19 protein-coding genes are annotated in these 21,498 nt (G+C 55.6%); 13 read left to right on the top strand and 6 right to left on the bottom strand.

Going from position 1 to position 21,498, the window contains the following annotated elements; genetic code table 11:
* Positions 1-26 precede the first annotated feature (26 nt).
* From bcsA to oxyR, 8 genes are all read left to right on the top strand, one after another.
* Positions 27-2,144, top strand: a complete 2,118-nt coding sequence (gene bcsA / locus O3S68_RS14785; RefSeq protein ID WP_082071804.1) for a UDP-forming cellulose synthase catalytic subunit — start codon at positions 27-29, stop codon at positions 2,142-2,144.
* The gene (bcsB, locus tag O3S68_RS14780; RefSeq protein ID WP_269231815.1) at positions 2,134-4,452 is read left to right on the top strand and encodes a cellulose biosynthesis cyclic di-GMP-binding regulatory protein BcsB; all 2,319 of its coding nucleotides are present in this window, start codon (positions 2,134-2,136) and stop codon (positions 4,450-4,452) included. The genes bcsA and bcsB overlap by 11 nt, the downstream gene beginning before the upstream one ends.
* Positions 4,449-8,150, top strand: a complete 3,702-nt coding sequence (locus O3S68_RS14775; protein ID WP_269231814.1) for a cellulose biosynthesis protein BcsC — start codon at positions 4,449-4,451, stop codon at positions 8,148-8,150. Before bcsB ends, O3S68_RS14775 begins: the two co-directional genes overlap by 4 nt.
* A gap of 12 nt (positions 8,151-8,162) precedes the next feature.
* Positions 8,163-8,624, top strand: coding sequence for a cellulose biosynthesis protein BcsD (gene bcsD, locus O3S68_RS14770; RefSeq protein WP_044489478.1), 462 nt, complete (start codon positions 8,163-8,165; stop codon positions 8,622-8,624).
* 46 nt (positions 8,625-8,670) lie between these two features.
* Positions 8,671-9,630, top strand: coding sequence for a sensor domain-containing diguanylate cyclase (locus O3S68_RS14765; protein WP_045512536.1), 960 nt, complete (start codon positions 8,671-8,673; stop codon positions 9,628-9,630).
* Between the two features lie 34 nt (positions 9,631-9,664).
* Positions 9,665-10,594 carry a UTP--glucose-1-phosphate uridylyltransferase GalU gene (galU, locus tag O3S68_RS14760; protein ID WP_269231813.1) on the top strand — a complete coding sequence of 310 codons (930 nt, stop codon included), beginning with the start codon at positions 9,665-9,667 and terminating at the stop codon, positions 10,592-10,594.
* A 43-nt stretch (positions 10,595-10,637) separates the two neighbouring features.
* On the top strand, positions 10,638-11,648 hold the full coding sequence (locus O3S68_RS14755) for a glycosyl hydrolase family 8 (protein WP_269231812.1): 1,011 nt from the start codon (positions 10,638-10,640) through the stop codon (positions 11,646-11,648).
* A gap of 210 nt (positions 11,649-11,858) precedes the next feature.
* Entirely contained in the window at positions 11,859-12,773 is a 915-nt protein-coding gene (gene oxyR / locus O3S68_RS14750; RefSeq protein WP_020455094.1) for a DNA-binding transcriptional regulator OxyR, read from the top strand.
* 2 nt (positions 12,774-12,775) lie between these two features.
* Here the strand turns inward: oxyR and O3S68_RS14745 are convergent, their stop codons facing one another.
* Positions 12,776-13,207 carry a hypothetical protein gene (locus tag O3S68_RS14745; protein ID WP_160268778.1) on the bottom strand — a complete coding sequence of 144 codons (432 nt, stop codon included), beginning with the start codon at positions 13,205-13,207 and terminating at the stop codon, positions 12,776-12,778.
* Between the two features lie 483 nt (positions 13,208-13,690).
* Between O3S68_RS14745 and O3S68_RS14740 the strand changes: the two genes are divergently transcribed.
* The 3 genes from O3S68_RS14740 (at position 13,691) to O3S68_RS14730 (ending at position 15,105) form a co-directional block, all read left to right on the top strand.
* A complete protein-coding gene (locus O3S68_RS14740) occupies positions 13,691-14,407 on the top strand; it encodes a nitroreductase family protein (protein WP_020455097.1) in 717 nt (238 codons plus the stop codon).
* 137 nt (positions 14,408-14,544) lie between these two features.
* Complete coding sequence (locus O3S68_RS14735) at positions 14,545-14,790, top strand: type II toxin-antitoxin system CcdA family antitoxin (RefSeq protein ID WP_020455098.1); 246 nt, start codon at positions 14,545-14,547, stop codon at positions 14,788-14,790.
* A gap of 3 nt (positions 14,791-14,793) precedes the next feature.
* On the top strand, positions 14,794-15,105 hold the full coding sequence (locus O3S68_RS14730; RefSeq protein ID WP_269231811.1) for a CcdB family protein: 312 nt from the start codon (positions 14,794-14,796) through the stop codon (positions 15,103-15,105).
* A 56-nt stretch (positions 15,106-15,161) separates the two neighbouring features.
* On the opposite strand, the gene O3S68_RS14725 is transcribed toward O3S68_RS14730, so the two are convergent.
* Both O3S68_RS14725 and O3S68_RS14720 read right to left on the bottom strand, forming a co-directional pair.
* Positions 15,162-16,283, bottom strand: coding sequence for a ribosomal protein uL16 3-hydroxylase (locus O3S68_RS14725; RefSeq protein WP_045512544.1), 1,122 nt, complete (start codon positions 16,281-16,283; stop codon positions 15,162-15,164).
* 64 nt (positions 16,284-16,347) lie between these two features.
* The gene (locus O3S68_RS14720; protein WP_020455101.1) at positions 16,348-17,280 is read right to left on the bottom strand and encodes a LysR family transcriptional regulator; all 933 of its coding nucleotides are present in this window, start codon (positions 17,278-17,280) and stop codon (positions 16,348-16,350) included.
* A 103-nt stretch (positions 17,281-17,383) separates the two neighbouring features.
* Between O3S68_RS14720 and O3S68_RS14715 the strand changes: the two genes are divergently transcribed.
* Entirely contained in the window at positions 17,384-18,451 is a 1,068-nt protein-coding gene (locus O3S68_RS14715; RefSeq protein ID WP_269231810.1) for an SDR family oxidoreductase, read from the top strand.
* A gap of 90 nt (positions 18,452-18,541) precedes the next feature.
* Here the strand turns inward: O3S68_RS14715 and O3S68_RS14710 are convergent, their stop codons facing one another.
* Both O3S68_RS14710 and O3S68_RS14705 read right to left on the bottom strand, forming a co-directional pair.
* Positions 18,542-18,892 (bottom strand): hypothetical protein, encoded by a 351-nt coding sequence (locus O3S68_RS14710; protein ID WP_269231809.1) that lies wholly within the window; start codon positions 18,890-18,892, stop codon positions 18,542-18,544.
* Between the two features lie 130 nt (positions 18,893-19,022).
* On the bottom strand, positions 19,023-19,598 hold the full coding sequence (locus O3S68_RS14705; protein WP_097406142.1) for a CGNR zinc finger domain-containing protein: 576 nt from the start codon (positions 19,596-19,598) through the stop codon (positions 19,023-19,025).
* 139 nt (positions 19,599-19,737) lie between these two features.
* Here O3S68_RS14705 and O3S68_RS14700 point away from each other — a divergent pair, with 139 nt between their 5' ends.
* Complete coding sequence (locus O3S68_RS14700; RefSeq protein WP_269231808.1) at positions 19,738-20,619, top strand: alpha/beta fold hydrolase; 882 nt, start codon at positions 19,738-19,740, stop codon at positions 20,617-20,619.
* A gap of 40 nt (positions 20,620-20,659) precedes the next feature.
* Here O3S68_RS14700 and O3S68_RS14695 read toward each other — a convergent pair whose 3' ends face one another.
* The gene (locus O3S68_RS14695; RefSeq protein ID WP_269231807.1) at positions 20,660-21,421 is read right to left on the bottom strand and encodes a class I SAM-dependent methyltransferase; all 762 of its coding nucleotides are present in this window, start codon (positions 21,419-21,421) and stop codon (positions 20,660-20,662) included.
* Positions 21,422-21,498: the final 77 nt, after the last annotated feature.

The following is a 21,498-nucleotide window of genomic DNA, read 5'->3' as shown; positions in this document are numbered from 1 at the left end:
TCTTTTCTGTGCAAGATGATAACAACATGAAAAAAATCATCGGAATTATTTTCACGCTGATACTGCTGTTATTATCGCTGCTGGTAGTGATTACTCCCATGAGCAGCGATAAACAATACCTTTTTGGCCTTAGCGTGATGGCAGTGGTATTTATTCTGGGAAGAGTAAAAAGCAAAAAAGCCGTACTGGCAATGCTTTCCCTCTCCGTATTGATGTCGACACGTTATATTTGGTGGCGCGCCACAACAACGCTGCATTTTGATTCAACGGTAGAAATGCTGCTCGGCAGTTTACTGTTTGCCGCAGAAATTTACTCGTGGACGATTTTACTGCTGGGTTATATTCAAATGGCGTGGCCATTAGAACGCCCGATTGCGCCTTTACCGGCAGATAAATCAATCTGGCCGACCGTCGATATTTATGTCCCCTCTTATAATGAAAGCCTTGAAGTTGTTCGCGATACGGTTCTGGCCGCGCAGTGTATCGAATATCCGCAAGATAAAGTGAAGGTGTATATTCTTGACGATGGAAAGCGCGACGAATTCCGTGATTTCGCCGCTGAAGCGGGCGTTGGGTATATTACCCGCCCGGATAACAGCCACGCGAAAGCCGGTAATCTCAACCACGCGATGACCATTACCCACGGCGAGCTTATCTGCGTGTTCGACTGCGACCACGTGGCAACGCGCGTATTCCTGCAAGCCACGATTGGCGAGTTTTTCCGTGACGATAAACTGGCGCTGATCCAGACGCCGCACCACTTCTATTCGCTCGATCCGTTTGAGCGCAACCTGACAGCGGCAAAGCGCGTTCCGCACGAAGGGGCGTTGTTCTACGGCCCGGTGCAGCAGGGCAATGACAACTGGAACGCCACGTTCTTCTGCGGCTCCTGCGCAGTGATCCGCCGTAGCGCGCTCAATGAAGTTGGCGGCTTTGCCGTGGAAACCGTGACCGAAGATGCGCACACCGCGCTGAAATTACAGCGTCGCGGCTGGAACACCGCGTTTCTGGATATTCCGCTGGCGGCGGGACTGGCAACCGAACGTCTGGCGCTGCACGTTAACCAGCGTATTCGCTGGGCGCGCGGCATGACGCAGATTTTCCGTATCGACAACCCGCTTTTAGGACGTGGTCTGAAGCTGACGCAGCGCATCTGCTATCTCAACGCCATGTTGCACTTCCAGTATGGCCTGCCGCGTGTGGTGTTCCTGACCTCGCCGCTGGTGTTTATGTTATTCAATCTGAACATTATTTCGTCGTCGGCAACGCTGATTTTCGCCTATGTATTGCCACATCTGGTGCTGTCGACAATGGTCAACTCGCGTATTACCGGGCGCTACCGCTACGCGTTCTGGGGCGAAATTTATGAAACGGTGATGGCGTACCACCTGATTCTGCCGACGCTACTCAGCCTGATTTCACCGCGTCTGGGCAAGTTCAACGTCACCGATAAAGGCGACCTGACCGACCGCGATTACTTCGATGCCCACACGGTACGCCCCTTGATCATCACCACCCTGTTGATGGTGGGCAGCATGATCTGGGTTGGCGTACGTTATTTTATGCATGATTACGCCGGTATCGATCCGCGCGTGATCCTGTTCAACATCGCCTGGGGCACGTTCAGTACCATTATTTTGCTGGCCTCTATTGCAGTGGCGAAAGAGACCAAGCAGATCCGCAAAACCATCCGTATTTACGCCCGCTTGCCGGTCACGGTGCTGTTCTCTGACGGTTCAAAAATGCAGACCCGCACCTTTGACATCTCGATGGGCGGCGCGCGCGTGGCGCTGGTGAAAGGCGAAGATATGAGCCACAAAACCCCGGTACAAATCGAGCTGGGGCTGGGCGGTGAAATCGCCCATGTACCGATTCGCGCCGCCGGGACTGGCGTGGGCGATCTCCGTCTTGAGTTCGACACCGTGGCGCTGAGCGAACGCCGTAAGCTGGTGCGCGTGGTGCTCTCCCGCGCCGACGCCTGGTATCGCCCGCCGCATGCGCCAGACCGCCCGCTGGTGTCGTTTATGGGAATTTTGCAGTGCGTGTATGAGCTGTTCTTCGGCCGCAAAAAAACCGTGAGTGGCTTTAATAGCCAGATGTCCGCCGTGGCGAAAAAACAGGAAGAGGTTAACAATGCGCTTTAACCCCTTCACTTTGACCGCCTTACTGGTGGGCGGCTTTAGCCCGATCTGCGCCTTTACGGCCCAGAACGACGCGCTGCCGGAATTACCGCTGCCGGTCACGCTGCAAGGCGCAAAACCGCAGCCGCAACCTGCACCCGTTGCGGGCAGCAGCAACCAGGATATTGCCAGCACGCTCAGCTTTGGCGATATGGGCGCAACCGGCGGTTTAACCCTCAGCGGCCAGCAGTTACAAAACGGCGTGTCGTTCAACCTGCCGGGCGATCTGGTGGTAACCAACGCGCATATCAATTTGAATGTGCAGGTTAACCGCAGCGATGTGAGCGGTGAAAATCTGCAACTGATGCTCAACGGCCAGCCGCTCGGCGCGATTCCGCTCGATCAGTTGCAGCAGGATAAAGGGGCCTGGAGCCTTGATGTACCCGCGTCGATGATTGCGTCCAGCAACAACCTCAGCTTCCAGCTAAAAACCGGTGACGACATTATCAATAACGTCTGGAGCTGCCAGCGCGCGCTGCCCGCCGATTACAACGTGACGTTACAGCCGGAATCGTCGTTGAATTACCAGGGATTATGGCTGAACGTGCGCAAAACCCTCGGCACATTCCCGCGCCCGTTCTTCGATGTGAAGCAGACCAAAGACCAGACGATTAGCATTGCTTATCCGGCCTCGCCGGATGCGGATGTACTCACCGCGTCGGCAATTGTCGCCTCGCAGTTTGGCGCATTGAGTAATGGCAAACCCAGCCGCTTTGAGGTGCAGTACGACACCCTGCCTGCGGGCAATGGCATCCTGATTGGCAAACCCGGCCAGACCATCGGAGGCGTTACCATTCCGCAGAGCAACGGCGCGGCATTGCAGGTTATCGACAACCCACAAAACCCGGCATACAAGCTGTTGATCGTAAGCGGTCATAACGACATGCAACTGCGCCAGGCCGCCTGGCGGCTGAACATACCGGGGCTGCCGGACAGCGACACGCTGGATGTGCCGCCCCTGAAAGTGGCGCAACGCGCGGCCTGGGATGCTCCGCGCTGGATCAATACCGAACGTCCGGTGGCCATACGCTCTTTGCTCAGCGATGAAGGCGCGCTGGTGGCGCACGGCGTCTGGCACGGCGAGAATCAGTTGCCGTTTCGCACCGCGCCGGATCTGTTCTTATGGGATGGTTCTGCCGTTCCCCTGCACCTGAACTACAGCTTTGCGCAGAAAAACTGGCTCGACGATCAGGCATCGTTCCTCAATGTCAGCCTGAACGGTGAGTTCCTCAAACGCCTGCCGGTAAGTAAAGAGGGATTGCTGGCGCCTGTGCTGGCGACATTCGGTCTGTCGCACCGCCAGCAAAGCGCGGTGGTGAACATTGACCCACGGGCGCTCCTCGGCAACAACCAGCTTGGCTTCTGGTTTGGCTTGCAGGCGCAGAAAAATGCCCCGTGTAACGCGCTGGCGGATGAGAACATTCAAAGCCGCATTGAAGGTGATTCGACGCTCGATTTCAGCCGCGCCTGGCACTTTGGCAAGCTGCCCAATCTGGCCTGGTTTAGCAGCGCCATGTTCCCGTTCACTCGCCATGCCGACCTGGCGCATACCACGGTGCTGATGCCAGCACGCCCGTCCGCCGAGGATATTGCGTTGCTGCTAAACCTGATGGCGCAAGCCGGGCGCGATACCGGCGTAAGCGTCAATTATCTGCACCTGTACACCGGCATGCCGGGGCAGGAAGAGGCACAAGCGCAGCTTGCTGACAGCGACATTCTGGCGATTGGCAGCCTGAGCAACCGTGAACTGCTCACGCCCCTGCTGCAAAGCAGTGCTTTTACGCTCAACGAAAACACGCTCGAAGTAATGACCGCCAGCGTGATCAACCGGATGCTGTCTCTGCTGAGCGGCGACCAGCCACGCACAGACATGGACGCCGCCGAATACCTGCTTGATACCAACCAGTGGCGTGGCCTGCTGAGCCTGCGCTCGCCGTGGAACGCACAACGCGTCGTGGTCATTGCCACCGGCACGGACAACCAGCAACTGGCCTTACTGCCAGCGGACATGAGCAAACCGGCATTTCTCGCCAATGCCGGCGGGGACTTCACCGCCATCACCAATGCGGGAGACGTGCGAAGCTGGCGCGTGGGCGAGCAGTTCACCAGCGGCAACCTGCCGGGCTACATGAAAATTTTGTGGTTTGCCAGCGAGCATATCTTCTGGCTGGTTGCCCTTACCTGCCTGATTGCCGCCGTCACCGGCCCGATGTTGTTTAACGCGTTACAGCGCCATGCCCACCAACGCTTGCAGGATAAGACGAAGAAATGAATACGCGTAAACCACTGACGCACGCCTTTTATCTGCTCTGCCTGCTGGGAGCTTGTCACCCGGCTGCAGCGACGGAAAGCACGGATGCGAACGCCAATGACACGGCGGTGAAAAAACTGCTGGCGCAGGCCAGTTACTGGCACAGCAAAGCCCACGACGAAATGGCTATCGACGCGCTGCAAAAAGTGCTGGCGGCGGATGACAAAAATATCGACGCCATGTATCTGCTGGCGCTCTACTCGTTGCAGCAAGGCAATGTTCAGCAGTCGGAAATCTGGCGGAAAAAAATCGCCGAACTTTCACCGCAAGATCCGCGCCTCAACGCGCTGAACAGTGCCAGCACGCTGCGCAGTATCCCGCAGGACAAGCTCACTGCGGCCCGCCAACTGGCAAGCCGTGGGCAGATTAAAGAGTCGATTGCCGCCTGGCGTGCGCTGTTTAACGGCAACCCGCCGCCGGACGATGTGGCGCTGGAGTATTACCAGACGATGGCAGGCGACAGTGCCAGCTGGTCAGAAGCGGTTGCCGCGATGCGCCAGCGCGCCAGCGTGATGCCGGATGATGTGCCGACCAGACAGGCGCTGGCGATGGCGCTCACCTACCAGGAGCCAACGCGCCGGGAAGGGATCGCACAGTTGAGCCGCCTTGCGCCGGACGATAAAAACGCCGACAAAGCGCTGCAACAAGCGCTGCTGTGGCTCGATGCCAAAGTGGGCGATCTCCCGGCCTACACCGCGTATGCGCAGCGCCACCCGGACGATAGCGCGCCGATGGATCACTACCGCAAAAGCGTGGAAGGCGATGCCACCAAAGCCGGGTTCGACGCGTTAAACAGCGGCGACTTAGGCGGCGCGAAAGATAAGTTTGCCGAAGCGCTGCAAACCCGCGCCAATAACGGCAACGCGCTGGCCGGGATGGGTTACGTCGCGCTGCGACAGAATAATTTCAGCGATGCGGAAAAATTTCTGCGCCGCGCCGCCCAGGAGGACACCACTAATCCGAACAACGTGCAGTGGGCGAAAGATGCCGATAACGCTCGCTTTTACGGTGCGCTCGGCCAGGCGCGCAGCCTGAGCCAGAAAGGCAGCTACGATCAAGCGCTGGCAAGCCTTGAAGGCAGCAACACTCAAGACGACAGTCAACAACTGGCGGCGGAGATGCTGCGCGCCGACATCCTGCGCCGCCAGGGAAAATTGCCGCAAGCGGAAGAGATTTATCGCAAGCTGCTGGCTGAACGTCCACAAAACACCGATATCCGCACCGGCCTGTGGTGGGTGTTAAAGCAGCAAAACAAGCAAAGCGAAGCGGACGCCATGCTGCGTACCCTGCCCGCCAGCCTGCGCACCCGCTTTGCCGCTGTTGGCGATAACGGCGACGGCGAACGCAAAGCCGCGCAGTCAGCACTGGAGGCGGGCAACAGCTCACGCGCGATGCAAATTTTACAGGCGGCGTCCGGTAAATATCCGCAAAACGTCTGGCTGCAACTCGACTATGCGCGCGCTTTACGCAAAGCCGGACAGAAACAGCAAGCCGCGACGGTAATGACCGCCGTTACCACGCGCAGTAATACCAGCAAAGAAGCGCTGTATGCCGCCGCGGTTTTCGCCGCCGAAGAGAACGACTGGTCACGCGCGCAAAGCCTGCTCGCCCGCGTACCGCGCAGCAGCTACAGCGCCGATATGACAGCGCTCAGCACGCGCGTGCAGACCAACCAACAACTGGATATTGCCCGTAACTATTTACGGCTCGGCAATGCCGCCGCCGCGCGCAACTCGCTGCTGGCGCTGCAACGTAACCCGCCGCAAACCCCGGTCGATGTTGGCCGTCTGGCAGAACTGTTAATGCAAAGCGGTGACAGCAGCGGCGCACTGCAATTAGTGCGGGAAAACCAGGCGCAGGGGCTGCACGGTTCGGTGATCGATTACGCCGGGCAGATCCGCGTACTCAATCAGGCCGGTCAGTTCGCCGAAGCGGAGAGCATTCTCAACGCCCCGGCGCTGCAAAACGGCACCAGCCAGCAGGAGATGAACGATATCCGTACCGGCAGCCTGATCGCCCGCGCCGACCGCCTGCGGGAAAAAGGACAAATTGGCAAAGCGTGGAATCTGCTCATGCCGGAGCTGCAACGCAACCCGACCAATACGGATTTACTGCTGGCGGTTGGGCGCATTTACCAGGCCGATCACATGGACGACAAAGCCACCGAGATCTACCAGTACGTGCTGCGCAAATCCCCGCGCGATAAACAGGCGCTGACCGGGCTGGTAAACCTGGCGCTGGCGCGTGGCGATAACGATGCGGCGCGCCAGGCGTTCTCTACGCTTGAGCCGAGCCAGGATGCCGATTACATGTTGCTGGCGGCGCGTGTCGCCGCCGCTAATGGTGAAAACCAGCGCGCCATGTCGCTGCTGCGCACTGCCCAGTGGCGTCTGCAACAGGGAGATGAGAACGACAACGACGAACTCAGCGCCGTGATGTCCCTGCCCTCGCCGACGCGCCAGGCGCAGTTAACGGCAATGAGCGGCATCAACAGCATGATGCGCGATTTGCAGGAAAAGAGCGCTACGTGGACCAGCGCGGGCGTCTCGCTGCGTAGCCGTAATGGCGAGTCCGGCCTTGGCGCGCTGGATGAAGTGCAGGCGCCGATGATCCTCTCCGGTGCCATTGGCGACGCCACGCGCCTGAGCCTGAATATCACACCGGTGTCACTCAATGCCGGGGAGATGTCTGGCGAAGCGGCGAACCGCTTTGGTTCCGGGGCGCTGGAGCATGCGGAAAAACTGGCGCAAGCGGCGGCAAGCACCTCAACCACCACCAGCTCGACGAATGCCACTTCGCAAGGCAGCCAGCAGGCAAATGGCGTTGCCGCCAGCCTCAGCATGAGCGGCGACAACTATAAGCTGGATATCGGCAGCACGCCGACCGGCGGCGAGTTCACCCGGCTGGTGGGTGGTGTGGAGTGGAACCCGAAACTGACACAAAACAGCTCGCTGAACCTGAAAGCAGAACGCCGCGCGGTGACCGACAGCCTGCTCTCTTATGTCGGCGTGAAGGATAAGAGCACCGGTGAGAGTTGGGGCGGCATCACCCGCAATGGCGTGTCGGCGCAATTCGCCTGGGATAACGAGTTAATCGGGCTTTACAGCAAATTAGGTTTCGACACCTATGTTGGCACCAACGTACCGACCAACCACGCGGTGAGCGCGCAGGCGGGCAGCTATTTGCGGCCGTGGAAAACCGCCGACAGCGAGCTGAAGGTCGGGGTTAACGTCAACTACATGAACTTTGACCGTAACCTCAGTTACTACACGCTCGGCCAGGGCGGTTATTTCAGCCCGCAGGATTTTATGGCGGTTTCGCTGCCGGTCACGCTGACGCGCCATCTTAATGACTGGGATCTGACGCTCAACGGCGCAGTGGGTTACCAGTCCTACAAACAGAGCAAGAGCGACTATTTCCCCGGCCACAGCAGCCTGCAATCGCAGTTAAACAGCTACGCCAGCGACGATGACGATGTGGATGCGGTTTACAAAGCCACCTCGAAAAACGGCATTGGCTACACGTTGGGCGTGGATGCGCGCTACCACCTCAGCGACAACCTGGCTCTGGGTGCGAACTTAGGCTATGACACCTTCGGCAGTTATAACGAAGGTAAAGCGTTGTTTTATTTCAAATATTACGTCGATCAAGATAAATAACCCGTGGGACAGATGATGTTTAGCAATCAGGACACTTATTTACAACGCAATTATCAGGCTGGCTGGCATGACCTGGTGTATCTGTTTTTTAACGAATACACCGAAGGCCGTGGCGATAAAGATCCCGACGCCCTGAGACGCATCGGCCAGATGATGGCTCAGTGGTATCCCATTGATAACGCCACCACGGTGAGCGAACTGGAAGCCAGCATTAACCGGGTGCTGGAGCTGTTCAACTGGGGTTTTGTGAAAATGGCACCGGCGCAGCGCGAGCTGATCTTGCTGCACTGCGCCTGGCCGCACGCGCCGGAGTACCGCGATGAAGCGGGCTGGCGTCGTGCCAGTGCGTATGTGCTGGAAGGGGCTTACTCCCAGTGGCTGGTATCGCAGGGGGCGGGCAACCAGGTTCCGGTACGCTGGAAAGACAACGCCACGGAAGATGTACTGATTTTCCGCTACGCCATCGGCGAATAAGTACACAAAGGCATGAAAACTCTATATCAACGATCAGGTGATCATCATGGTGAATGAAATTATGGTTTCAGGCAGGAAACTTGAAATCGAAGCCGTTAATTATATGGAGGATAATGCCTTTGTTTCGCTGGTGCTCGACACCGCCGGGCGGCTGATTCACGCCAGCCCGTTCTTTTATCAGCTCACCGGCTTTACGCCGGATGAGGTGACAGGCCAGGTGCTGTTTCAGACCGCGGACGACGACACGGAAATCTCACTGGCGGCGGCGATAAATATCGCCAAAACCACCGGCGATAATTGGCAGGGAGAAATATCCCAGCGTAAAAAGAGCGGTGAAATTGTCTGGCTCGACACCCGCTTAATGCCTAAGCGAGATGAGCGTGGTGAAATATTCGCGTTTATTTTGTTAGGCTTTGATATTACCCGGCACATGGCGATTCGCGAGAAATTACATTTTCGCGCTCACAACGATGCGTTAACCAAAACGCTGAATCGCCAAGGCTACTATATTCGCAGCCGCAAGAAAATCCGTGCCGCCAATGCGCGCGGCGCGCAGATTGTGGTGGCGATCCTCGATCTCGATAATTTTAAAAACATTAACGACGACCTGGGTCACGCCGCCGGTGACGAGGTGCTGCGCTGTTTTATCAGCCGGGTGAAACAGTGCATTTCTCGCGGCACGCTGCTTGGCAGGCTTGGCGGTGATGAATTTGCGCTGACGTACATTGAAGGTGTCGATGAACCTGCCGGGCGTGGCGTGTTGCAATTAATTGTCGAAGCCACCCGCCAGCCGATGTATTTGCAGTACCTGCAACAGACGGTGGAATTATCGGTCAGTATTGGCGTCGCCAGTTATCCCGAACATGGGCCGAATTTTTCTTCCATTTTAAAAGCCGCCGATACCGCCCTTTATAAAGTGAAGGCGCGAGGCGGTGATAATTATATTAACTACCAGGTTCCGGGCATTAATGAATCGGGTGGCATCATTAACACCGTTGTGTGTTGATATTTAAACAGCAATAAAAAAACAGGAAATAACTATGTTAAAGGCTGTAATCCCAGTGGCAGGCCTCGGCACGCGTATGCTTCCGGCAACCAAGGCTATTCCGAAAGAGATGTTACCCATCGTCGATAAGCCGCTTATCCAGTATATCGTGCAGGAGTGCTACGCCTGCGGGATCCGCGAGATCGTGCTGGTGACGCACTCGTCTAAAAACGCCATAGAAAACCACTTCGACACCTCTTTTGAGCTGGAGTCCTTGCTGGAATCGCGCGTGAAAAACCAGCTGCTGGAAGAGGTGCGCACCATCTGCCCGGCGGGGATGAACATTATGCATGTGCGCCAGGGTCACTCGAAAGGCCTTGGTCACGCGGTGCTGTGCGCCGAGCCGCTAATTGGCGATAACGATTTTGTCGTCGTGCTGCCGGACGTGCTGATCGACGATAGCCAGTGCGATATGGCGCAGGACAACCTGGCGGCGATGATCAATCGCTTTACCCTCACCGGCGCCAGCCAGTTAATGATCGAGCAGGTTAATCACGACGATGTTTCGCGCTATGGCGTGGTGGATTGCGGCGGTGAAAACCTGCCCGCCGGTGGTTTCGGCCAGGTACAGGGCATGGTGGAGAAACCGCCGGTCGAGGAAGCGCCATCCGATATGGCGGTGGTGGGTCGCTATGTGTTGTCGAAAGCGATTTGGCCGCTGCTGCATAAAACGCCGGTTGGCGCAGGCGGCGAAATTCAACTGACCGATGCGATCGCTATGCTGCTGGCGCGTGAGCCGGTTGAAGCCTATGCGCTGACCGGCAAGTCACACGACTGCGGGGACAAAATTGGCTATATGAAAGCGTTTGTGGAGTACGGCCTGCGCCACGGCGCGACCGGCCCGGCTTTCCGCCACTGGCTGCAGCATGAACTGGCGCTCAAGCCGGTGGCTGAGGTCGTAGAACGTATCGCTGAAGCGGTGTAACGCCTGGGCAGGTAACTGCCCTATCTCTACCACAGGAAATCTCATGTTAAGAACCACCTGGCTCATGCCGTGTTTGTTACTGTCGCTGGCCATGACCGCTTTTTCAGCCCACAGCCAGGACAGTAACTGGGTGCTATTTAAGCAGAATTACCTGAGCCAGGATGGCCGCATTGTTGACCATGAAAATGGCGATATCAGCCATTCGGAAGGTCAGGGATATGGCATGTTACTGGCCGTACTGAATGACGATCCCGCCACGTTTGAAAAAGTGTGGCGCTGGACGCGCAACACCTTATTACGCCCGTCACTGTGGCTGTTTGCCTGGCGTTACGATCCGAAGACGCATAACGTGACGGACGAAAATAACGCCAGCGACGGCGATACGCTGATTGCCTGGGCCTTATTGCTGGCCGGTAATAAATGGCACGATCAGAGTTACCTGGCGGCTTCGAATAATATTCAGGATGCGCTGATCAATTGCCTAATTATTGAGCAAGATTCCCGCCTGCTTTTGCTGCCGGGGCTGAGCGGTTTTACCAAAGACGACGGCTATATTGTTAACCCCTCTTATTTTATTTTTCCGGCGTGGGAGAGCTTCTGGCGGCAGCGGCATAATGAGATTTGGCTTAAGTTAAAAAAGTCGAGCCTCGAATTGCTCAATAAAGCGCGCTTCGGTAAGCCGCAACTGCCCAGCGACTGGATTTTTATTAAGAATAGTGGTGAAGTCATGCCTGCCGAAAACTGGCCGGCGCGATTTGGTTATGACGCGATTCGCGTTCCGCTGTATTTAAGCCTCAGCGATACGCAAGCGCATTCGATGGAGAATTTCCGTCATTATTGGGCTAATTATGCCCGCAGCACGACGCCTGCGTGGGTGAGTGTCTCCGGCGACGAACGGGCGAGTTACGCGATGTCCGGCGGCATGCTGGCAGTGCGTGATTTAACGATGGGCGACTATCAGCAAATAGAGACATCTGTGCTACCGGGCGAAGGTTATTATTTGTCCGTTTTGCACATGTTGTCGCTTTTTGCCGTCTCATTAAAAACGAAATAGTAGTAAAGCAACAATGCCGGCGCGGGATTGCGCAGGAGTCAGGCAGGAAGCTTCAAGCGCGAAATGAATAATAAAAACCATCAAATCTCATGTGCAAACATGAGGGGGAAAACCTGATGACTGAGTTGAAAACAATCACACGTCATTTGCACAGCATGTTGTTACAGGCGGGTTCTCAGCAGAACGGAAACTTGCGCCCCGGGGAACACAATGAACATCCGTAATCTTGAGTACCTTGTCGCGCTGGCGAAACATCGCCATTTTCAGCGCGCTGCCGAAGCGTGTAATGTCAGCCAGCCAACGCTCAGCGCCCAGTTACGCAAGCTGGAAAATGAGCTGGGCTTGCAGTTACTGGAACGTACCACGCGTAAGATCCGCTTCACACAAACCGGGTTGCGGCTGGTTGAGCAAACCCAGGTGGTGCTGCGCGAAATTGAAGCGCTGAAAAATATGGCCAGCAGCAGCCATTATCAGAACCTGATGCAGACGCTGGATGTCGGTATTATTCCGACGCTCGCACCCTATATTTTTTCTCATCTCAATACGGTGTGCCGCGAGAATTTCCCGGAAATCGAGCTGGAAATTCACGAAGCGCAAACCAACCAGTTGCTGCATATGCTGGAGTCGGACACCATTAAATGCGCGATCATGACTTCCAATAAAGACACCAGCAAATATGTCGAGCTGCCGCTGTTCGACGAACCGCTGGTGCTGGGCGTGAGCCACCAGCACCCCTATTCGCGAATGAGCGAAATCGATATGGGGCATCTCAAGAATAATAAGATTTTGATGGTGGATGACGGCAACTGCCTGCATAGCCAGGTACTGCGTTACTGCTATCAATTTGAGCTGGAGCCGGATTCGCGCTTTGTCGCCATGCATCTGGAAACCCTGCGGCGCGGTGTGGCGTTTAATCGCGGCGTCTCTTTCTTTCCGCTGCTTTCCACACAGCAGGGCGGCAACGAGAATATTCGTTATATTCGCTGCGTTAGCCCGGAGCCAAAACGTAAAGTGGTGCTGATTTTCCACCGCAGCGATCCGATGCGCAAGAAATATGAAATTCTGCGCAACGTTATTGCCCGTTATATGGAACGCTACCTTCTCGATTACAACGTTATGGCGTGAACTTAATCGTGCGGTTGTGGAATATTCTGCGTGCAGCCGTTTTCATTTTCACGACAATCACGCAAATGCGTGGTTGTCGTTTTTGCCATTAATCCCTGCATAATCTCGTCCGGCAATAACTTGCCCCGGTGATACATCTCTTCAATAGTAAGCCACAGGCTGACCAGCATAATCGTATAGTCGGCAATCGGCGCAGGCGCATTCAGTTCCGCCATAAAAGGAAAGCGTGCGAGTAGCTGTTCTCTGTTTTCCGCCGTCACCGCACCGTGATAATAGGGTGCCGCGAGCAGGCGATACGCTTCCGATTCAGCAACTGATGAGGCCCAGGATAAACGCACCGCAATGGTCTCGACAAAAGGTGGGATCGGGATATTTTGCGTCGCCTGCGGATCCGGGTGCAAAGGCAGGTCCTGACCGAATGATTGCGTTTTCATTTTTTTCCTCGATGCCTGGCGAAACTCTATTCATCGACCAGTCTGGAAAATACTTTAGGAATATTATTTAAAATAAAGAATAACAGGAAAATTAGCTATGCGGATCGTCTTAAAACGTTAAAAAAATCATATAAAGCAAAAGGTTAATTCATGATCAATTATTGACAGCATCGATCTAAATATCCATTTTTCATTTATTTCATAAATTAAACGCCGCCTTACCCAGGTTATTGTTGAATAATATTGAGCTTATTTCGCCTGTAAGATGAAAATCTATCACCTAAAAGGGAAAGGTAAGGTTCAGGATTATCTCAACAGCCTCGTCCTTTTCCACATCATCACGAGAGTGGTGCCGTGACACCTCTTTTTTTGCGCCAAATACCACGCTTTCTTTCATCTATTTGAAGGATGGAAATGCTCTGGCCTATGCTCTGATAATGACACTTTTAACCCCACTGACGCTCATGACAGGAGCCGCACCTGATGGATCCGTTTCAGCAAATATTAAAATCAACGCTCGCCCGCACCGATGACGCACCACCTGCCATCAAGCCTCAGGCATTGCTGGAAGCGGAGTTAAAACCGAGGATTGCTCACGTTGCGGTGGACGACTTCCTCTCGCTCGCTAAAGCGCGCAGAACCATTTATACCCTCGGCAAAGATTTGCCCATCGCCGAAGATGAGGTGGTTGACATCATTAAAGAGGCCATCCGCCAGGCGCCGTCGGCGTTTAACTCGCAGAGTTCGCGGGCGCTAATCCTGCTCGGTAAAGAGCACGATCGTTTCTGGGAGATGGTGCGCGAGCAGCTGCGCAAAGTGATCCCGGCGGAGAGCTTTCACGCCACCTCCGATAAACTCGACGGTTTTGCCGCCGCCGCTGGTTCCGTGCTGTTTTTTGAAGATCAGGAAGTGGTCACTCACCTGCAGCGTCAGTACATCGCTTATGCCGATAATTTCCCCGTCTGGTCAGAACAGAGCAGCGGTATCGCCCAGTACGCGGTGTGGCTGGCGCTGGCGGAAAAGAGCATTGGCGCGAATCTGCAACACTACAACCCGTTAATCGATCTTGATGTTCGCACCGCGTGGCAGATCCCGGAAAGCTGGAAGCTGCGCGCAGAAATGAATTTTGGTTCGATTGTTACAGCCGCTGATGAAAAGAGCTATATCGACGACGATAAGCGCTTTATCGTCGCGAGATAACGATATTGATAAAGATATTGCCCGCTGAGCGGGCAATTCTTTTTCTCCGCCACGTATTGGTATTGTACAAATTTTGGCTAGATGGCATGCAAACACCTGCGTATACTACACACATCTATACACAGGAGGGGGACGTCATGCCTGCTACTGCACCTAAACAGCGAAACAAGCAAAATGTCAGCGTGACCGTCGAGCGCGAGCTACTGGAACAAGCGCGCAAAGAAGGCATCAACCTTTCGCAAACACTTGCGACCGCCTTGCAAGGTGAACTGCGCAATCTGGCAGCTGAGCGCTGGAAGCGCGAAAATGCCGCCGCCATTGCCGATCTAAATGAATTTATTGCCGAACGCGGCCACTTCTCGGATGAACACAGGAAGTTTTAATCCATGCAATATTCGGTTTATCGGAACAAAAGTAACAGCCGGGATTTCCCGTTTCTGCTGGATGTACAGAGCGATATTATCGGTAGCATGAACTCGCGGGTGGTGATCCCGCTCTGCCCACTGGCGGATTACAAAGATCGCCGCCGGGTTGAGCGGTTAAATCCGGTACTGGAGATCGAAGGGAACTCGTATTTGTTACTGACCCACGATCTTGCAGGCGTCAGCCTGGCGATTTTGGGTGAAGAGGTTTGCAGTATGCGCGCGCAGCGCGAGGTGATCCGCAACGCGATGGATTTTATTTTTCACGGGATTTGAAGTGACTGAACACCATAAATGCTCAGTCACTTTATTGCTGGAAACACGAACAAATTTTACTCGTCGAAGTACCAGTAACCCTGATTCACCAGATCGGTCAGCTCTTGTGCAAAAGCCGGGTTATCCAGCGCGTTGCCCAGTTCTTTAAGGCCGATAATGGTGTAGCGGCACAGCGCATCGGCGGCCTGCGCATCGGCCGTGTCCAGATATTCGCTGTTGATAAAGACGCTGCCGTCAACGTTCAGCACACGTAAACCGCTAAGGCGCGTCAGCACCTGCCCCTCTTTTAGCGCATCGACAATTTCCTCAACGCGGTAATCGTCCGGCTCCGGTGCGACATCCAGTTCGTGGCGCGGCGTGGAAATAAAGCTACCAAACCACTGTTTGAAATGCTCCGGCTGGCTAACCAACTCGATCATCATATTGCGCACGCGCTCCAGCTCGTACGCTTCTACCCGGCCCGGGTGTTCGCGGCAGGTTAAATCCGGGTCGCTGTAGTGCTCGTTCCCGAGATCGTTTTCCAGCGCGTAGTCAGCAAAACTGCTGATCAGATCGCGGCCGTTCGGCCCACGGAAACCAATTGAATAGTTGAACGCTTCCTGGTGTGTAAAACCGTCATGCGGGAATCCTGGCGGAATATAGAGGATGTCGCCCGGCTCCAGATCTTCATCAATGATCGGCGGGAACGGATCAACATGCAGCAGCGCCGGGTGCGGGCAGAACTGACGCATCGGCAGTTTATCGCCCACGCGCCAGCGACGGCTGCCCATCCCCTGAATAATAAACACATCATACTGGTCGATATGCGGGCCAACGCCGCCACCCGGCACGGAGTAAGAAATCATCAGATCGTCAAAACGCCACTCCGGCAGCACGCGAAACGGCTTCACCAGCTCGGCAGAGGGCATATGCCAGTGGTTAACCGCCTGCGCCAGCAGCGACCAGTCTTTTTCGCCTAAATGATCAAACGATTCAAACGGGCCATTCCACGCCTGCCACTGACCATTCACATGGCTGACAATGCGGCTGTCGACTTCCGGCTCCATCGCCAGCCCGGCCAGTTCGTCTGGCGTAATCGGGTCGACAAAATCCGGGAACGCGCGTTTCAGGACAACAGGTTTCTTTTGCCAGTATTTTTCAAGAAATTCCGGCCAGTTGAGGTTGAGTTGGTAAGCCATAAATCACACCAGTGAGAAGGGAAACGGGGCTGATTATAAAGAGAGTCCCTACCCACCCGCCTTGTCATTGGTCAAGTGCTGGTGCGGCAAGCGGCGGAGAGATCTCCAGCGCGCCGAGCGCCATCAGTAACGCGTCCACTTTTGGTAATAGCTGCTTGCGGCGCGGCCACACCAGTGTGAGCGCCAGCCCGTGCGGCTGGCATTGCGGCATAATTACCTGCAACTCGCCGCGCTGCACGTGCTCATGCACCAGCCAGGTCGGCATCTGCCCAACGCCCAACCCGGCGCAAAGCGCCTGCACCTGCGCATCGACATCGCCGAGCGCCATGCGATACGGCACGCGGCGCCACTCCGGGTGCCCGTCGGCGGTGGTAAATAACCACGGCTTGGTGCTGCCATCCACCCGCTCATAAAGAATAGCCCGGTGCTGCATCAGCTCCGCCTCATGTTGTGGCGTCCCGGCGCGTTGCAGGTAATCGGGCGCGGCGCAAAACACCATCTTTTCACGACCAATTTGCCGGCACCCCAGCGATGCGGGTAGATCGACGGTTTGCCCGATGCGTACAGCAACGTCGATCCCCTCATCGAACAGATCCACAAAACGATCGGAGAAAGTCAGGCTAAGATCAATTTCCGGGTGTTGCTGACAAAACGGGATCAGCAGCGGCATCACGCCCAGCCGCCCGTAGGTGTTTGGCACGGCGAGACGCAACCGCCCGGACGGAATGGTGCGGTGTGCCGCCAGCACCGACTCGGCTTCCGCCAGCTCCTCCAGGATACGAATGCAGGTCTGGTAATACGCGTTCCCGGCATCGGTGACTTCAAGACGACGCGTGGTGCGCTCCAGCAAACGCGAACCCAGCCGCGCTTCCAGACGGGCAACGCTTTTACTCACCGCCGAGCCGGTCAGATGCAGGCGTTCCGCCGCTGCGGTAAAACTCCCCTCTTCAACGCTGGCAACGAAGGGGACGATATCTTTCAGACGTTGATCGCTCATGGCATTAGTGAATTTAAGTTACGAATGATGTGAATTAATACCAGAGATAAGAAATTAATTCTCTATTAGCCTGTGAGGTAGACAAAACCCAGAGGAATATCTCATGCAGAAAAAAGCATTAATTGTCGGCATCAGCGGCGTGATTGGCCGGGCGCTGGCGGAGAAACTGCTGGCAGACGGCTGGCAGGTTACTGGTTTATCACGCGGGCGCGGCGCGGTTCCGGCGGGCTGCACCAGCCTGACGGCGGATTTAACCGACGCGGCGGCGGTCAACGAGGCGCTGAAAAACGAGAAACCCGATGCGCTGTTCTTTAGCGTCTGGGCGCGCCAGGAGAATGAAAAAGCCAATATTCGCGTCAATGGCGCGATGGTGAAAAATGTCATTGATGCGCTGGGCGAACGCCTGGCCGGGGCGCATGTCGCGCTGGTCACCGGAATGAAACACTATCTTGGCCCGTTCGAAGCCTACGGCAAAGGCAATGTGCCGGTCACGCCTTTTCGCGAAGAGCAGGGCCGCCAGAACGTGGATAACTTCTACTATGCCCAGGAAGATGAAGTGTTCGCCGGGGCGAAAAAATACGGTTATCGCTGGAGCGTACATCGCCCGCACAGCATCATCGGGTATGCGCTCGGTAACGCCATGAACATGGGGCAGACGCTGGCGGTTTACGCCACGTTGTGCCGCGAAAAAGGGTGGCCGTTTATCTTCCCCGGCTCACCTGAGCAGTGGAACGGTGTCTCCGATGTGACCGACGCCGGTTTACTGGCAGAGCAGCTGAGCTGGGCGGCGGTGAGCGACGGTGGTGCGAACGAAGATTTTAACGCAGTGAATGGCGATGTGTTCCGCTGGAACTGGTTATGGCCGCGGCTGGCGGCTTATTTCGGCATTGAAGCGGCCGCCTTCCCGGCGAGCATGATGCCGCTGGAAGGGCGCATGCAAGAGGCGCAAGCCGCGTGGACAGAGATCGCGGACAAGTATCAACTGGCAGAACCAGACATCGGTAAACTGGCCTCCTGGTGGCATACGGATGCCGATCTTGGTCGCCCGATGGAAGCTTTCGCTGATATGAGCAAGAGCCGAAAAGCCGGGTTTACCGGTTATCGCAGCACGCTGGATTCCTTCACCGCGCTGTTTGACCGCCTGAAAGCGGAAAACATTATCCCACGCTAAAGCAGTATTTGCCCGGCAGCGCTGACATGCCGGGCAATTCCTCAATTTAGGTTCAACGCCGTCTGCGGCATTGCCCCTTGCTGCGCCTCGCTATGCACCGCATTCCCCTGCCGGTTCACATACCGTAGTTGGCGGCGATATTGTTGTGCCGCAAAGTGACATTTTGCGCGGCCAATTCCGGCAAACCGCTAACGATCGTCGCGTCACTGGCGTTGGTGGCGGTGAGATACTAAATATCGACGCCGTTGATTTTCGGCGTTGCGGCAGCGCCTTGCGCATTTTCAAGTGGCGAAACCCGCATTGCCGGAAAAATATGCTGGTAGAAAACTCGTTGGCGCGGCCTGCGCCATAAAAGAGCCAACAGCGTCGCAGCACCAGCACCAGCACCAGCACCAGCACCAGCACCAGCACCAGCACCAGCACCAGCAGAGATTGATTCATTAGTCCTCAAACTCTAAGCAAATTTATAACAGCGACTTATGCGCAAATTTACTTTCTGGCAGCCACTGCGCGAGGTCTATGGTGCCAAAGTGTTTATGTCACCGCGGCTTATTCACCATTGGGTCACGAATTAATTACTTTTGGCGCGAAATCTGGCCACTTTTGCCCGGTTGCCGCACAGCGCCATGCTGCACCAGCGGCGGCGATGCGCTTTGGTCTTATCGTAAAACCACAGTGTGCAATCCGGGTGTTCGCACTGGCGGATATAGTCAAACTGCCCGTTTGCCAGTAACGCTGCCGCCTGTTCTGCGACCGGTGCCAGTGCTTGCTGCGGCGAATCAAGCAGGTATACGCGCTGCGTTTGCAGCGCGCCTTGCTCATCGACCACGAGGCGTAAGTGGCTTTGCGCCTGCGCCAGCCAGCCGTTCAGCTCATCCAGCGACAGTTCCCGCCCGTGCTTTTTCTCTTCGACAAGCTGGCGGATCAACGCACGCAGTTTACGCGCCTCAGCCAGCAACTCTCCCGGCTTTGCCATCGCGTTAACCTGCAACCCGACATGCTGTAGCCACTGGCGCACATCGTCATCGGACTGCCAAAAGTCATGCGGCGATTTTTCCGCCATCGCCAGCGTGTTGATGAAATCCAGCGCGTGGTCTTCGGCTATGAACCACGGGCCTTCCGCACCGGGTAACGTGGCTGCTGTCATCGTTGCTCTCCCCTGTTTCTCATTCTTCCGCACATTGTAACCGATAAAATATATTTTACACAGTTACATGCTTTCGCCATACTCAACCCTGAAGTAACCCTATAAATTAATTTTTAACGGTTTCAAAAGAGGTGACGATATGGCTGCCAATACGCATTTCCCGGTTCGCTATCAGTATGCAGACGCCGATGGCGTCAAGGTGTTTTACCGTGAAGCCGGTAACCCGGAAAACCCGGTATTACTGCTGCTGCACGGTTTTCCCAGCTCTTCGCATCAGTTTCGCGAACTGATCCCGCTGCTGGCAGATAAGTTTCACCTTATCGCCCCGGATCTGCCCGGCTTCGGCTTTACCGAAGTTCCCGCTGAGCGCGATTACCGCTATAGCTTTGATGGGCTGGCAAACACGCTGATTGCCTTTGTCGATGCGCTGAATCTGCAACGTTTTGCCATGTATGTTTTTGATTACGGTGCGCCGACCGGATTGCGGCTGGCGCTGCATTATCCGCAGCGGGTGAGCGGGTTTATTTCGCAAAATGGCAATGCGTATCTGGACGGTTTAGGCGACGCATGGGCGCCGGTACAGGCTTACTGGCACGCGCCGACCGCGGAAAACCGGCAGGTCGTTCACGATGCGATCCTCAATCTGGAAGGGACAAAATGGCAGTACCTGCACGGTGTGCGCGACCCTGAAACTGTCGCCCCGGAAGGTTATCAACTGGATACATTACTGATGGAGCGCCCCGGAAATAAAGCGATCCAGCTGGATCTGTTTCTTGATTACGCCAGCAACCTGAAACGCTACCCGGAGTTTCAGGCCTTTTTCCGCACCCACCAGCCACCCGCGCTGATTATCTGGGGCGAGCACGATCCGTTTTTTATCCCGCCAGGCGCGCACGCTTATAAACGCGATAATCCAAATGCGGTGGTCGAGCTGCTTGATACCGGGCATTTCGCACTGGAAACCCATGTTGGCTACATTGCCCAACGCATTCGTGACGTGATCGGTAACGCGATTGGCTAAGAAACCGGTGCGCCCCGCGTGGTGGGCGCACCGATTTTGCTTACGCACGTGTCTGAAACATCAGTGTGTCGGAAGTAAACGAGCCATCGTCGCCAATAAGAAAATGCGCTTTCACCTCGTCGGAGGTTTGGTTTTGCAGGTAGCGGATCGCCGCGCGCAATACCTCCGGCGTGTTCATGCGTTCCACCCAGGGCTGATATTCCAGCGCCAGTCGATCAGAAACCATCTTCTCAACCTGCATGCCGCTTTGCTGCGTCATTTGCAGCCACTCGGCTGGCGAGTAGTTACGTACGTGGGACGGATCGCGAAGCACTTCAATGGTTTGCAGCCAGATATCCAGCACCGGGCAGCCAGGCGAAGCGATATCCATCAGGATAAATTTCCCGCCGGGTTTCAGCACACGTTTTACTTCGCGCAGCGCCAGTGCGACATCATGCCAGTGGTGCGCCGAGTAGCGGCTGATTACCACGTCAAATGTATTGTCGGCAAAGGGCAGCTTTTCCGCCGCGCCGTGTGCGGTGGTGATGTTGTGTAACTGACGATCGCTCGCCGCCTGGCGCACTACCGCCAGCATTTTTTCCGATAAGTCATACGCTGTTACTTCGCGCACCACGCCTGCGGCGGCAAAACTGGCATGCCCGGCACCGCAGCCTAAATCCAGCAGCGAGGCATCCGCATCAGTACTCAGCCACTCGACCAGACGCACTAAATCTGCGCCTTGCGCATGCACCTGGCTTGTCAGGTAGGCCTGGGCCTGGTCGCCAAACTGCTTTTTTGTTAACTCATGATGATTAACCGACATTCTCTTTTTCCTTCTTTAGCACGACAAAAAGTTGCTCTTTGGCGACTATACGACCGCCTTTATAGGGGTACAATATG

It is taken from the genome of Kosakonia sp. SOY2 (assembly GCF_027109175.1).
Classification (GTDB): Bacteria; Pseudomonadota; Gammaproteobacteria; order Enterobacterales; family Enterobacteriaceae; genus Kosakonia.
This window is presented reverse-complemented; position numbering and strand designations above follow the sequence as displayed.

Excerpts from the sequence above, each read along its gene's own strand:
- bcsA (WP_082071804.1), top strand. The coding sequence starts at position 27 with ATGAAAAAAATCATCGGAATTATTTTCACGCTGATACTGCTGTTATTA.
- bcsB (WP_269231815.1), top strand. The coding sequence starts at position 2,134 with ATGCGCTTTAACCCCTTCACTTTGACCGCCTTACTGGTGGGCGGCTTT.
- O3S68_RS14775 (WP_269231814.1), top strand. The coding sequence starts at position 4,449 with ATGAATACGCGTAAACCACTGACGCACGCCTTTTATCTGCTCTGCCTG.
- bcsD (WP_044489478.1), top strand. The coding sequence starts at position 8,163 with ATGATGTTTAGCAATCAGGACACTTATTTACAACGCAATTATCAGGCT.
- O3S68_RS14765 (WP_045512536.1), top strand. The coding sequence starts at position 8,671 with ATGGTGAATGAAATTATGGTTTCAGGCAGGAAACTTGAAATCGAAGCC.
- galU (WP_269231813.1), top strand. The coding sequence starts at position 9,665 with ATGTTAAAGGCTGTAATCCCAGTGGCAGGCCTCGGCACGCGTATGCTT.
- O3S68_RS14755 (WP_269231812.1), top strand. The coding sequence starts at position 10,638 with ATGTTAAGAACCACCTGGCTCATGCCGTGTTTGTTACTGTCGCTGGCC.
- oxyR (WP_020455094.1), top strand. The coding sequence starts at position 11,859 with ATGAACATCCGTAATCTTGAGTACCTTGTCGCGCTGGCGAAACATCGC.
- O3S68_RS14745 (WP_160268778.1), bottom strand. The coding sequence starts at position 13,207 with ATGAAAACGCAATCATTCGGTCAGGACCTGCCTTTGCACCCGGATCCG.
- O3S68_RS14740 (WP_020455097.1), top strand. The coding sequence starts at position 13,691 with ATGGATCCGTTTCAGCAAATATTAAAATCAACGCTCGCCCGCACCGAT.
- O3S68_RS14735 (WP_020455098.1), top strand. The coding sequence starts at position 14,545 with ATGCCTGCTACTGCACCTAAACAGCGAAACAAGCAAAATGTCAGCGTG.
- O3S68_RS14730 (WP_269231811.1), top strand. The coding sequence starts at position 14,794 with ATGCAATATTCGGTTTATCGGAACAAAAGTAACAGCCGGGATTTCCCG.
- O3S68_RS14725 (WP_045512544.1), bottom strand. The coding sequence starts at position 16,283 with ATGGCTTACCAACTCAACCTCAACTGGCCGGAATTTCTTGAAAAATAC.
- O3S68_RS14720 (WP_020455101.1), bottom strand. The coding sequence starts at position 17,280 with ATGAGCGATCAACGTCTGAAAGATATCGTCCCCTTCGTTGCCAGCGTT.
- O3S68_RS14715 (WP_269231810.1), top strand. The coding sequence starts at position 17,384 with ATGCAGAAAAAAGCATTAATTGTCGGCATCAGCGGCGTGATTGGCCGG.
- O3S68_RS14710 (WP_269231809.1), bottom strand. The coding sequence starts at position 18,892 with ATGAATCAATCTCTGCTGGTGCTGGTGCTGGTGCTGGTGCTGGTGCTG.
- O3S68_RS14705 (WP_097406142.1), bottom strand. The coding sequence starts at position 19,598 with ATGACAGCAGCCACGTTACCCGGTGCGGAAGGCCCGTGGTTCATAGCC.
- O3S68_RS14700 (WP_269231808.1), top strand. The coding sequence starts at position 19,738 with ATGGCTGCCAATACGCATTTCCCGGTTCGCTATCAGTATGCAGACGCC.
- O3S68_RS14695 (WP_269231807.1), bottom strand. The coding sequence starts at position 21,421 with ATGTCGGTTAATCATCATGAGTTAACAAAAAAGCAGTTTGGCGACCAG.